Here is a 13,041-nt window from a genome sequence, read left to right as displayed (position 1 = left end):
CGCCGTGGGCGTTCGTGGGGTTTACGGCAACCCTACGTTACGAGCCATGCCCCCAATTCATAAATGTGTCGCAAAAGGCGCTCCACATTTATTGGCAGTTCTCCGCAATGAGCCACGCTATTCATAAGATTGTCAGCAAAAGGCGCTGCCAATCTTATTTCATATCGCGGCGTTCGCCGCATCACGGCAAAAGTAAAAACCGTGATTTGTGAGCAAGCTCCCAATCACGGTTCTTATTTTGCCTATGCGCGGCTCATTGCTCGCGTAACTTTCAATTTATTTATCATCCTTCTTCTCTTCCGGATGGAAATCTGCGAAGGTGGAGCGGTTCGTCAGTTTCCCGAACATCCAGGTGTAGATCCAAATGAGAAGAGGAATGGCTACCGTGGCTAACAGGCAGGTGGCGAACAGTGCATGACTGGCGGAACTGTCGAAGATCGCTGCGAACAGGGTTACGACATACAACAGCACCAGCACAACGATTCCTGCGATCGCAAAGATCTGTTTGGAAGTCATTTTTGTTTTCTTGTTTTCTGTATTTTTATCCTGTGACATTATTTTCCCTTTCATTACTTAAGGACCAACAAAGAAGAAAGCTTTGTTGGTCCTTGTGCTATTCGTGATCTTCCGAAATCTCGGAACTGCCGGCAACGTGTTCTTCGGTGGGCTTCGGAATCGTAATCAGCACTTTGACGATACGGTTCTGATCGATGCCCTGTACTTTCAGGTGAATACCGTTCTCCAGGGTGACTTCCTCACCATCCTCCGGCAGACGATCCAGACAATCGATGATCAGACCGCCGATAGAATCGTAGTCTTCACTGGTCAGGTCTGTCCCCAGAGCATCATTGATATCATCTAATTTCAGGCTGCCTTCTACCAGATAAGTGTCATCGGACATCTTCTGTATCAGTTCTTCTTCATCCTCATCATATTCGTCACGAATCTCACCGACGATCTCTTCCAGTAAGTCCTCTAAAGTGATCATACCTACGGTAGCACCGTACTCATTTAATACGAAAGAGACATTCGTGGTCTTTTCCCGCATCTCGTACATCAGATCGGCAATCTTTTTATATTCGTAAGTATAATAAGCGTCTCTTAAGATATTTCCCACATGGAAAGCACTTTGGTCTTCTGTCAGGATAAAGTCCTTGATATTGATGAGACCGATAATATTGTCTTTATCGTCCTCATAGACCGGAAGACGTGTGTACATGGAATCACGGAACACTGCAAGTACATCATCATAGGTAGCATCAAGACTTACCGTTACCATATTGATCCTGGGGATCATGATATCCTTGGCATGAGCATCGGAAAAATCAAATACGTTGTAGATCAGTTTTCTTTCCTCGGATTCAATGACACCGTCTTCATGGCTGACATCCACGTAGGTTTTGAGTTCGCTTTCGGTCATGGCGCTGGCTTTTTTATTCGGATCAATATGTAACAGCTTCATAATGCCATGGGAGAGCAGGTCTACCACGATAATAACCGGTGTGAGTACCTGCATCAGCAGGTATATGATATTACAGTAGGTCAGTGCCAGCTTTTCAGAACACAGAACCGCCCAGGTCTTCGGTACGATCTCGCCGCAGAGTAATACGACAATAGTTAAAATACCGGTTGCGATACCTACAGCCAGATTAATGCGCATGGCTAAAGTTGTTGCCAGGGAAGATGCAGTCAGATTTACAATGTTATTACCGATCAGAATGGTACTGATCATTTTACTGTAATTATCCAGAATTTTATTGACGCGTGCAGCACGCTTGTTGCCTTCCTCCTCCAAAGAACGCATTCGCACACGGTTCACCGTGGACAGTGCAGTCTCGGCGGAAGAGAAAAAGCCGGACAGAAAAATAAGAACAATAATAGAAATCAGTTGTATGACACCAGAGGTATCCAAAAAAGTTCACTCCTTCTTAAAATAAAATAGCAGGCTTATGCCTTATTTATGTGTTATTAAGCAACAATATACAATAGGACAGGAATAGTTGTCAAGTTTTCCGAAGGCTTTGAATATACATTTTACATAAGTAAAAGGAGGGATGACATGGAAAAAAGAGGAGAAGGAAAAAAGGGTATTCCGGTACTGGCACTGGCGAAATGTCTGCTCGTATCTTATGTGCTGACATTACTGCTTCTATGTCTGTTGGCACTTTTATTGTATAAACTGCATCTGACGGAAGGTATAGTGACGATAGCCATCTCCGCCATCTATGTAGCCACTACTTTTACGGCGGGCTTCCTTGCAGGAAAGAGAATGGAAAAGCAGAAATTCCTATGGGGAGCTTTCGTGGGAGCGGCATATTTTGTGATCCTGGCGGTGGTGTCGGTGCTGATCAGAACACCGGAGACTGCATTAGGCAATTCCTTCTGGACTACCATGGTATTATGTGTGGCAGGGGGGACGCTGGGTGGAATGTTAGGGTGAAAAGCAGGTAACAATGACTTTTACCGCTTTTTTTAACGCTTTTTGAGAAAAAAAGCTTTTACAAATGCCAAATACATGATATAATGAGCAAAAATGAGTCGCGTGTCTGCATATTTATATACACGCCGGCGTCGATAGGCGCTTTGAAATCATAAGGAGGCTATTTTTAATGAAGCATATTAAGACTTTAACAACCAGAGATTTAAAGGAATCCATGAAAAAGGGCGGCTGCGGTGAGTGCCAGACTTCCTGCCAGTCTGCATGTAAGACTTCCTGCACAGTAGGAAACCAGAGTTGTGAAAAGATTAAATAATCTAAGAAAATGAGAAGAGACTAACGTAAGCAGCGATTCAGGTCGCTGCTTATTCTCTGTTAACTATTCGAATAGTTAATGTTAATGTATCTTAAGCAATAAGAAGTAGAAAGAAGAGGAATAGAACTGTGATACACCAGTATAAGAGCAACGGCTATAATATCGTTATGGATGTGAACAGTGGTTCTGTCCATGTGGTAGATGATATTGTGTATGATATGATTCCGCTGGTAGAGCCTCTGGTGACAGAAGGTATCAAGGATGCGGACACCATCAAGGCCGCTGTACTGAATCTTGCGAATATCCCCTATCCCCAGGAAGAGATTACCGAAGCGGTGGACGAAGTCCTGGAGCTGGAGAAGGCAGGACAACTGTTTGCTCCCGATATTTACGAGAATTACATTTTTGATTTCAAGAAGCGCCAGACCGTAGTCAAGGCACTGTGCCTGCACATTGCTCATGACTGTAACCTTGCCTGCAGGTATTGTTTTGCGGAAGAGGGTGAGTACCACGGCAGAAGAGCGCTGATGAGCTTTGAGGTCGGCAAGAAGGCACTGGATTTCCTGGTAGCCAATTCCGGCAACCGTGTGAACCTGGAAGTGGATTTCTTTGGCGGCGAACCCCTGATGAACTGGGATGTGGTAAAGCAGCTGGTAGAATACGGCAGAAGCTTAGAGAAACCCAACAATAAAAAGTTCCGTTTTACCCTGACTACCAATGGTATCTTATTAAATGATGAGATCCTGGAGTTCGTGAATAAGGAAATGGGTAATATCGTACTGAGTATCGATGGACGTAAGGAGATCAATGACAAGATGCGTCCTTTCCGCGGTGGACAGGGCAGCTATGATATCATTGTTCCTAAGTTCCAAAAGGTAGCGGAGAGCAGAGACCAGATGAACTATTATGTGCGTGGTACGTTCACCCACAATAATCTGGATTTCTCCAAGGATGTTCTGCATCTGGCAGATCTGGGATTCAAGCAGATCTCCGTGGAGCCCGTTGTGGCACAGCCTACGGATGATTATGCCATCAGAGAAGAGGATCTTCCAATTTTAAAGGAAGAATACGATAAACTGGCAGTAGAAATGATCAAGCGTAAGAAAGAGGGCAAGGCTTTCAATTTCTTCCACTTTATGATCGATCTGCAGGGCGGTCCCTGCGTAGCCAAGAGACTCTCCGGCTGCGGATCCGGTACCGAATATCTGGCGGTTACTCCCTGGGGAGACCTGTATCCCTGCCATCAGTTCGTGGGTAACGAAAAGTTCCTCATGGGCAATGTGGATACCGGTGTGGTCAGAGATGATATCCGCGATGAGTTCAAATGCTGCAATGTCTATGCAAAGGACAAGTGTAAGAAGTGTTTTGCCAAGTTCTATTGTAGCGGAGGATGTGCGGCGAACTCCTATAATTTCCATGGCAATATCAATGATGCGTATGACATCGGCTGTGAGCTACAGAGAAAACGTATCGAATGTGCTATCATGCTGAAGGCTGCGGAAGCGGCGGAAGCTTCAGAAGAATAGAAAGGACAAAGGAAAGATGAAAAAAAGTAAAGCAATCATCATTCTGCTCTGCGCACTTCTGGTCCTGCTGGGTGTCGGCTATGTGGATCTTAATGGCGTAGATGCGGAAGGAACTGCCAGTGCTTCAGACATCAGTCTGGGACTGGATCTGGCCGGTGGTGTCAGCATCACTTATCAGGTGGTAGGCGATGAAGAGCCGGATGCAACGGATATGGCAGATACTATTGCCAAGCTGCAGAAGCGTGTTGAGAACTACAGTAAAGAGGCTATTGTATACCAGGAGGGTACCGATCGTATCAATATCGAGATCCCCGGTGTAACAGATGCCAACAAGATCCTGGAAGAGCTGGGACGTCCCGGTTCCCTGTATTTCATTGCAGAGACAGACAAGGACGGCAATGCGAATTACTCTATGCAGGCAGTGACCGATGCACAGGGCAATGTAAGCTATGCGTACGCTTTGAACAAGACCATCGATGAACTGAAGGCAGATGGATCCATCATGCTGGAGGGTACGGATGTCAAGAATGCTACCGCAGGCTCTATCAAGGATCAGACGATGGGCAATTCCACCTATGCGGTAGACCTGGTAATGACAGAGGAAGGTACTAAGAAGTTTGAAGAGGCTACCAGAAATGCTTACGAGAAGGGCGAGACCCTGGGTATCTATTATGATGGAACCTTTGTAAGTGTTCCTTCTGTAAAGGGTGTATTCTCTGATGGTAATGCACAGATCTCTCCGATGAGCTCCTATGAAGAGGCAGAGAGCCTGGCTTCCACCATCCGTATCGGTGGACTGAAGCTGGAGCTGGAAGAGCTGCATTCCAAGGTAGTTGGCGCACAGCTGGGTGTGGAAGCAATCTCCACCAGCTTAAAAGCAGCTGTGATCGGATTTATCGTAGTGGCTGTTTTCATGATCGCAGTTTATTTCCTGCCCGGATTTGCTTCTGTTATTGCACTGGGCATTTATGTGGCATTGGTAGTACTTTTGCTGAATGGTTTTGACATGACCCTGACCCTGTCCGGTATCGCAGGTATCATCCTGTCCATCGGTATGGCAGTGGATGCCAACGTTATCGTATTTGCCCGTATCCGTGAGGAACTGGCAACCGGCAAGACTGTTAAGAGTGCCATGCAGATCGGTTATGACAAGGCACTGTCCGCTATCATCGACGGTAATGTGACTACCCTGATCGCAGCAGCAGTGCTGTGGCTGTTAGGACCTGGTACCGTAAAGGGCTTTGCACAGACGCTGGCACTTGGTATCGTATTATCCATGTTCACTGCACTGGTAGTGACCAAGTACATTATGAAAGCTTTCTATGCACTGGGATTAAAGGATCCCAAGTGGTATGGTGTAGGTAAGGAACACAAGACCGTGAACTTCTTAGGTAAGAAGGGCATCTTCTTCGGACTGTCTCTGGCAGTGATCCTTGCAGGATTTATTACCATGGGTGTCTACAAGATGAACACCGGAGATGCACTGAATTACAGCCTGGAGTTCAAGGGTGGTACCGCAACTACTGTCACTTTTGATAAGAGCTATACGCTGGAAGAGATCAACAGCGAGATGGTACCTCTGATCGAGAGCACCACCGGCAGTGCAGTTCAGATCCAGACTGTACAGGGCTCCAATGAAGTTATCTTCAAGACCGGTTCTCTGGATGTGGATCAGAGACAGGCACTGAATCAGATGTTCGTGGATAATTTTGGTGTGGATGAGACCCTGATCACCTCCGAGACCATCAGCTCCACCATCAGTAACGAGATGAAGTCTGATACGATCCTGGCGGTAGCAGTAGCAATTATCTGCATGCTGATCTATATCCGCTTCCGTTTCAGCGATATCCGTTTCGGTGTCAGCAGTATTGCCTGCCTGCTCCATGACGTGCTGGTAGTCATCACCTTCTACGCACTGGCAAGAGTATCCGTCAGCAATACCTTTATCGCATGTCTGCTGACCATCGTAGGTTACTCTATCAACGCCACCATCGTAATCTTCGATCGTGTACGTGAGAATATGGCAGTTATGACTAAGAAGGATGATCTGCAGGATGTTGTAAACCACAGCATCACCCAGACACTGTCCCGAAGCTTATTCACCTCCCTGACCACTCTGGTAATGGTAGGCGCGTTGTACATCTGGGGTGTGACCAGCATCCGTGACTTCGCTCTGCCTCTGATGGTAGGTATCATCTGTGGTGCTTATTCCTCTGTATGTATTGCAGGTGCCCTGTGGTATGTACTGAGAAAAAAGTTCGCACCGAAGGCAAAATAAGTAGGAATAAGTAAAAAGTAATAAAAATAGCATAAAAGTATTTTCAATGGAGATGGAAGCGAAAGGCTTCCATCTCTTTTTGTGTGCGCCTTGCGGTGCATATTTCTAATGGGTACTCCATAGGAAACATTTTCGTGAAACTTTCACAAAAAATTAGGAAAACGCAGGAAACCTAAAAAACATTTGTAAATAACAACCAAAAATAGAAGAATGAAACTGTGACAAATAAATAAATCAGAGGGAAAACGATTACCCAAAATCAAATTGACCATCCGGAAACAGCAACGTTATAATCAAAATAACCCAAGGGAAAGTGCACTTTTTAAAACGGTTGAAACGACAGAAGGTTACAAAAATATAACACAGACAAGTAGAATCGGAAAGAGAGGATATTATGAGTAAGCTGATGAGACGTTGTGGATCATTTCTGATGATGCTTCTGCTGGTGATCGGGATTCTGCCGATGACGGCAAATGCAGAAACAACACAGAATACAGAAGAGAGAAATGCGCTTTATGTGCAGGTACCGGAGGACTGGGAAAATCCTTGTGTGTGGGCGTGGGACAGCGACGGCAATAATGCGTTTACAGCATGGCCCGGCGAGGAGATGGAAGCAGATGCAGCTAATGACGGCTGGTATTATATCTGGCTTCCTGCATGGGCGAATCATGTGATCGTCAATGCCAATGAGGGCAGTGTGCAGACCGAGGAGCAGATCCTGGATACCAATGCAGCATGGATCACGGTGAGTGCAGCGGACACCGTAGAGATCTCTTATGAGAGCAAGACTACCGGAGAGGCACCGGCTTACGTAGAGAAATTTGTGGTACATGCAAAAGTAGATGATTCTTGGGAAGCCCCTTGCCTGTGGGCGTGGTCGGCACCGGATGGCACCAATGCTTTTGCAGCATGGCCCGGAGAAGAGATGAAAGCAGGTGAAGATGGCTGGTACAGCATCAAGGTTCCGGTATGGGTAAACTCCATCATTGTGAATGCGAACGAAGGAAGCGTACAGACCGAGGATATCTCCATTGATCCCGCAGAACTATGGGTAACGGTAGCAGCCGACGGCAGCTACGATTTCAGCTATAAGAACCCGGATCAGGCAGAAACTCCCAATGTGACGATCCATGTATCTGCTCCCGCAGACTGGAACGGTCCCTGTCTGTGGGCATGGTCGGCACCGGACGGCACTAACGCATTTGCAGCGTGGCCCGGAGAGGCATTAGAGGAAGGCGAAGGCGGCTGGCTGGTAAAGGAGGTTCCCGGCTGGGTGAATTCCATAATCGTCAATGGGAATGAGGGAAGTGTACAGACGACGGATATTTCCGTAGAGACCGGTAAGGATATCTGGCTTACGATAAACGGTCCGGAGGATTACACCGTATCTTATGAAGAAATCGCGCTGGAAGAGACAACCGAAACTGTGGCAACACAAGAGGCTGTGGAAGCTGTGGAAGCAACAAACGAAGCGTCGGAGAATACAGAGAAATCCACACCGGTCGTACCCATCGTGATCGGCGTGCTGGTAGTGGCAGCAGGCGGCGCAGCAGTGGCAGTCTCAAAGAAAAAGTCACAGAAATAAGATATAAAAACAAGCGGCAGGAGAGTACATATCAAAGGAGTGCAGGATATGAAGAATAGAAATCAGAAAAGAATCCGGAACAGAGCATGGGCATGGATCGTGACAGCAGGACTGACGATTGGCAGCCTGACCGGCTGTGGCAGTCAGACGGTGGAGCAGACAGCCCAGGATGAGCAGACGGACGGAGAAGTTACAATCACCATCTGGCACGACAAGGAGGATGCGGTAACGCAGGTCCTGGAAGAGAAATTTGCCCAATTAGAACCGCAGATCCATGTAGTACTGGAGAAAAAGAGTGATCTGACAGAAGCTCTTAAAATGGTGGGAAATGATCCCAAGGCAGCTCCGGATATGTACCTTTTTGCCCATGATAAGATAGGTGTCTATGCAGAAATGGGCATACTGTCACCTATCACGGATATCATTCCGGCAGAGGAACTGGATGCCTATATGGATAACACGATCGAAGCGGCGACCTATAAGGGAACGGTCTATCAGCTTCCTATCTATTATGAGACATTACTTTTTATGTATAACCGTCTCTACATGAAGGATGAGGAAGTGCCGGCTACCACAGAGGAATTGTATGCTTATATGCAGGAGAATACCCGTGGAGGGCATTATGGATTTGTGGAACAGCATAGTACCCCTTATTATGCGGCAGGCTGGATCAATGGATTCGGAGGCTATATCCTGAATGACGCCGGAGAGCCGGGATTAAATCTGCCGGAGACAGAGGAAGCGCTGGCCTATCATAAAAAGTTCGTGGATCTCATGCCGGGGGAAACCGAGTATGCCACAGTGAATACCTTGTTCAAAGAAGGAATGGCACATGCAACCATAGCCGGTCCCTGGCTGATCCCGACAGTAAGAGAAAATGGAATGGACGTGGGAATCGCCTCTATGCCTGTGATCGATGAGACCGGAAAGCCGATCGCCCCCTATATGGGAGTCCAGGGGGTCCAGGTGCTGAAAAATGCAGCAGAGAATAAAAAGGATGCGGTGGAGCAGGTACTGAGGGTACTTATGAAGGACGAGGTAGGTATTGCACTGGCACAGGCCAGCGGCTGTGCTCCTGCCAGAGAGAACTGTTACAGTTATGAAGAAGTAAGTGGTGATGAAGTGGTCATGGCTATGAAGGAGACTGCGGAAAATGCGGTTCCCATGCCGAATCTGCCGGAGATGGATGTGATGTGGACCGTAGCCAGCGGACTGCTGACGGATGTCAACATGGCGGGAAATGATGTGGCGGAAAGTGCGGAGAAAGCACAGAAGGAAGCATTGCAGCTGATCGAATCCATGAAATAAGTGACGCTGCGTAATCAGGCAAAAGGAAGTGGAACGAACAAATATGGCAAGAATGAAAAATGCTCATGGGAACAGACAACAGAATAAAAAAAGAAGAGAGACACTGTTTGCTTACAGCTGGTCACTGCCATCCTTAGTATTGATCCTGTTGATCGTAATCTTCCCGATCCTCTATACCGGATATATCTCCATGACCAACATGAATATTTATCACTGGAATAATTATGAGTTCATCGGACTGGAGAATTATAAGGATGCCTTGCTGGTATTTGACAATGGCTTCCTGACGGCACTTTTTGTGACGATATTGTGGACCGTGGTAAATATGGTGCTGCAGCTGGTGATCGCTTTTATTATGGCAACACTTCTCAATGTCAAGGGATTGCGACTGCGGAATGTCTATCGTACCCTGCTGATCTTTCCCTGGGCCATGCCGGGATATGTATCCATCCTGCTGTGGAAGACAGGAATGTTCAATTCCCAGTTCGGTCTGTTGAATCAATGGATGATCAGACTGGGAATGGAACCGGTGAGATGGCTTGGTAGTGATGTGATCGCATTCATCAGCTGTACGACAGTGAACCTCTGGCTGGCGTTACCCTTCATGATCACCATCATTGACGGGGCACTGCAGAGCGTGGATCGGAGCTTTTACGAAAGTGCGCTGTTAGACGGTGCCACCTGGCTGGAACGGACGAGATATATTACGGTTCCGATGATCCGCCCCATTATAGCACCGTCGGTTATGATCACGACATTTACGACTTTTAAACAGTTCGATGTCATCTATCTGCTGACCCAGCAGGTGGGATCCAAGACCGGTGCGAATATTCATACCATTTTAACCTATGCCTATGAGAAGGCATTCATTACGAACAATTACGGATACAGTTCCGCTATCTCCATTCTGATCTTCGGAATGCTGTTAGTATTTTCTCTGGTGACAAACGGCAGAAAGGAGGAGAGCAGATGAGTAAAAAGACGAAACATGTGCTGGTACTTATAGCGGTAAATGTGTTTTTCGTCCTGGTATGCTTTTTCGTGCTGGTGCCGGTATTATATGCGTTTTCCGTGTCGCTGAATGCAGAGAACAGCCTGTTAGGATCTGACTTTTCCTTTTTGCCAAAGCATATGACGCTGCAGAACTATAAGGCGGTTTTTACCGAGAAACCGGTGCTTTTGTGGCTGAAGAACAGTCTGATCCTTGCGGTGACCACACTGGTGATCTCGCTGGGGACCGGAATCCCTGCAGCGTATGCTTTTTCCCGGAAACGATTTCCCGGCAGAAAGGCGATTTTGAAGCTGTTGATTTTACTTTATGCATTTCCGTCCCTTTTGTCCATGACGGCGCTGTATAAGCTGCTTAGTCCTATGGGGCTGATCAATACCAGAACGGGTCTGATCATCGTGTATACCGGTACGATGGCAGTGTTTGCACTATGGAATATGAAGGGGTATTTTGACACGATTCCGGTGGAGATCGAGGAGGCAGCCATGATCGACGGAGCCACACAGTTAGAACAGGTGACAAAGATCGTACTGCCGCTTGCTAAGCCTACTATTGCGGTAACGGCTATGATGGTTCTTGTCTATGTATGGAACGAGTATATTTTTGCCATTAATTTCATGACAGGATCCGATACTTATACGCTGGCAGCAGGATTATATTCGCTGCAGGCGACGGAGATGAGTGGAAGCTGGCCGATTTTCTCGGCAGCATCCCTGATCGTGTCTTTGCCGATCCTGATCGTATTTTTCGCATTGCAAAAGAACATGACAGAGGGTCTGACCTCAGGTGGAGTGAAGGGATAGACCGCAGAAAGAGGAAGTATGAATCGAAGTGCAGTATTACATATACCCATGTCCCAGTATGCCTATGGGACAGATGAAGAGCATATTGTGATCCGTCTGCGGGCAGGCAGAGGGAATCTGACAGAATGCAGGCTCCATTACGGAGACAGGGCATGCCGACTTACACCGGTGCTTTTTACAGAACAGAAGATGGCAGTGGTGGCGCAGACGGAAGAATTCGATTACTGGGAGATTACGCTGGAGCATCCCTATAAAAGACTTTGCTATTATTTCACATTGTCCGATGGCAGGGAAGAGGTGTTGTACTACGGAGAACGATTCACGGATCATACCGTGGATGACCGCTCGGAATATTATCAGCTGCCGTTCAATCACCGCGCAGATATTGTTACACCTCCCGAATGGGCACAGGATACGATCATTTATAATATTTTTCCCGACAGCTTTGCCACTGAGTACCGGTATCTTTGCGGCAGAGGAGAGGAGAAGGAATGGGGCGGTGTACCGACGAGGGGGAAGCTCGGCGGTACGATCCGTGGGATCTGCGAGAACGTGGAGTACCTGAAAAACCTCGGCGTGAACGCTATTTATATCAATCCGATCTTTGTCGCCGGAGAATATCATAAGTACGATCTGTTAGATTATTTTCACATTGATCCCTGTTTCGGAACCGATGATGATTTTCACCGGCTGATCGATGTATTTCATGCGAACGGACTGAAAGTAATCATTGACGGTGTGTTCAATCATTGCGGCTGGTATTTTTTCGCCTTTGATGATGTGGTGAAAAAAGGAGAACAGTCAGCTTACAGAGACTGGTTCTATGGACTTACCTATCCGGTGATGCGACCGGAGGATCCGGAGGAATATCCGGGATATGAGTGCTTTGGCTATGAACGGATGATGCCGAAGTTAAATCTGGCAAATCCGGAGACAGCAGAATATTTCTGCAAAGTGGGGCGCTACTGGGTGGAAAAATTCCATATCGACGGGTGGCGGCTGGATGTGGCAAGTGAGATCAATGATGGCTTCTGGAGAAAATTCAGAGAGATCGTAAAAAGTGTGGATCCCGACGCCATTCTCATCGGAGAAGTATGGGAGAGTGCGGCGCACTGGCTGGACGGAACCATGTTTGATTCTACGATGAATTATGATTTCCGTAAGCACTGCCGGAGATTTTTTGGGGAGCAGACGGCAGATGCCATGGAGTTTGACAGCCGCATAACGGATATGCGTATGCGCTATCGTAAGCAGACAGTCTATGCACAGTTAAACCTTTTGGACAGTCATGATGTCAGCCGGTTCCGTTCGCTGTGCCGGGATGAAGAAAGCTTCCGCCTGGCGGTGATCTTTCAGATGACTTTCCCCGGAATGCCTTCAGTATTCTATGGGGATGAGGCGGGACTGACCGGTATTCTGGAGGAAGAGTACAGGCAGCCCATGCCTTGGGATACACTGGATGAGAGCAGTCCTTTGTTTTTGCTATATCAGAAGGCAATTGCTCTGCGCAAACGGGAACGAACGCTGCGAAGAGGAGAATATCGCACATTACTGGCGGAACCGGGCAGCAGAGTGTATGGCTATGAAAGATATCTGGAGGAAGAAGATGGCAGTATAGAGAGTATCCGTATTTTCCTGAATATGGAAGAGGAAAACGTCCCCCTTCCTGAAGAACTGCTGGGCGGAGAGATTCTCTGGCAGGAAGGTCTTAAGGAAGGACAGCTGGCAGCAAAAGGATTTGCACTGATCAAGACAAGGGATTAAAATATTCTCAGAGAA

At 47.2% G+C, this 13,041-nt stretch carries 11 protein-coding genes; 9 read left to right on the top strand and 2 right to left on the bottom strand.

Going from position 1 to position 13,041, the window contains the following annotated elements; translation table 11 throughout:
* Nucleotides 1-276: 276 nt before the first annotated feature.
* Nucleotides 277-555, bottom strand: coding sequence for a hypothetical protein (locus ACTRDR_RS04000; RefSeq protein ID WP_176863949.1), 279 nt, complete (start codon nucleotides 553-555; stop codon nucleotides 277-279).
* Nucleotides 556-613: 58 nt separating this feature from the next.
* Entirely contained in the window at nucleotides 614-1,912 is a 1,299-nt protein-coding gene (locus ACTRDR_RS03995) for a CNNM domain-containing protein (protein ID WP_176863951.1), read from the bottom strand.
* A 147-nt stretch (nucleotides 1,913-2,059) separates the two neighbouring features.
* Between ACTRDR_RS03995 and ACTRDR_RS03990 the strand changes: the two genes are divergently transcribed.
* From ACTRDR_RS03990 to ACTRDR_RS03950, 9 genes are all read left to right on the top strand, one after another.
* Nucleotides 2,060-2,440, top strand: coding sequence for a TIGR04086 family membrane protein (locus ACTRDR_RS03990; protein ID WP_440526238.1), 381 nt, complete (start codon nucleotides 2,060-2,062; stop codon nucleotides 2,438-2,440).
* Nucleotides 2,441-2,609: 169 nt separating this feature from the next.
* Nucleotides 2,610-2,753: a six-cysteine ranthipeptide SCIFF gene (gene scfA / locus ACTRDR_RS03985; protein ID WP_022154192.1), complete on the top strand. Its 144-nt coding sequence runs from the start codon at nucleotides 2,610-2,612 to the stop codon at nucleotides 2,751-2,753.
* 128 nt (nucleotides 2,754-2,881) lie between these two features.
* Complete coding sequence (scfB, locus tag ACTRDR_RS03980) at nucleotides 2,882-4,279, top strand: thioether cross-link-forming SCIFF peptide maturase (protein ID WP_022154191.1); 1,398 nt, start codon at nucleotides 2,882-2,884, stop codon at nucleotides 4,277-4,279.
* Between the two features lie 16 nt (nucleotides 4,280-4,295).
* Nucleotides 4,296-6,557 (top strand): protein translocase subunit SecD, encoded by a 2,262-nt coding sequence (secD, locus tag ACTRDR_RS03975; protein ID WP_176863955.1) that lies wholly within the window; start codon nucleotides 4,296-4,298, stop codon nucleotides 6,555-6,557.
* 394 nt (nucleotides 6,558-6,951) lie between these two features.
* Nucleotides 6,952-8,142: a starch-binding protein gene (locus ACTRDR_RS03970; protein ID WP_440526237.1), complete on the top strand. Its 1,191-nt coding sequence runs from the start codon at nucleotides 6,952-6,954 to the stop codon at nucleotides 8,140-8,142.
* Between the two features lie 48 nt (nucleotides 8,143-8,190).
* Nucleotides 8,191-9,450 (top strand): extracellular solute-binding protein, encoded by a 1,260-nt coding sequence (locus ACTRDR_RS03965; protein WP_440526236.1) that lies wholly within the window; start codon nucleotides 8,191-8,193, stop codon nucleotides 9,448-9,450.
* 28 nt (nucleotides 9,451-9,478) lie between these two features.
* Nucleotides 9,479-10,423: a carbohydrate ABC transporter permease gene (locus ACTRDR_RS03960; protein WP_440526235.1), complete on the top strand. Its 945-nt coding sequence runs from the start codon at nucleotides 9,479-9,481 to the stop codon at nucleotides 10,421-10,423.
* The gene (locus ACTRDR_RS03955; RefSeq protein ID WP_440526234.1) at nucleotides 10,420-11,262 is read left to right on the top strand and encodes a sugar ABC transporter permease; all 843 of its coding nucleotides are present in this window, start codon (nucleotides 10,420-10,422) and stop codon (nucleotides 11,260-11,262) included. Before ACTRDR_RS03960 ends, ACTRDR_RS03955 begins: the two co-directional genes overlap by 4 nt.
* A gap of 18 nt (nucleotides 11,263-11,280) precedes the next feature.
* Entirely contained in the window at nucleotides 11,281-13,026 is a 1,746-nt protein-coding gene (locus ACTRDR_RS03950) for a glycoside hydrolase family 13 protein (RefSeq protein WP_440526233.1), read from the top strand.
* Nucleotides 13,027-13,041 lie beyond the last annotated feature (15 nt).

Origin of the sequence: Simiaoa sp. (assembly GCF_051972595.1) — a bacterium.
In the GTDB taxonomy this organism is placed as follows: Bacteria; Bacillota; Clostridia; order Lachnospirales; family Lachnospiraceae; genus Acetatifactor; species Acetatifactor hominis.
Note: the sequence above shows the minus strand (reverse complement) of the source record. Positions and strands in the feature narration are given on the sequence as shown.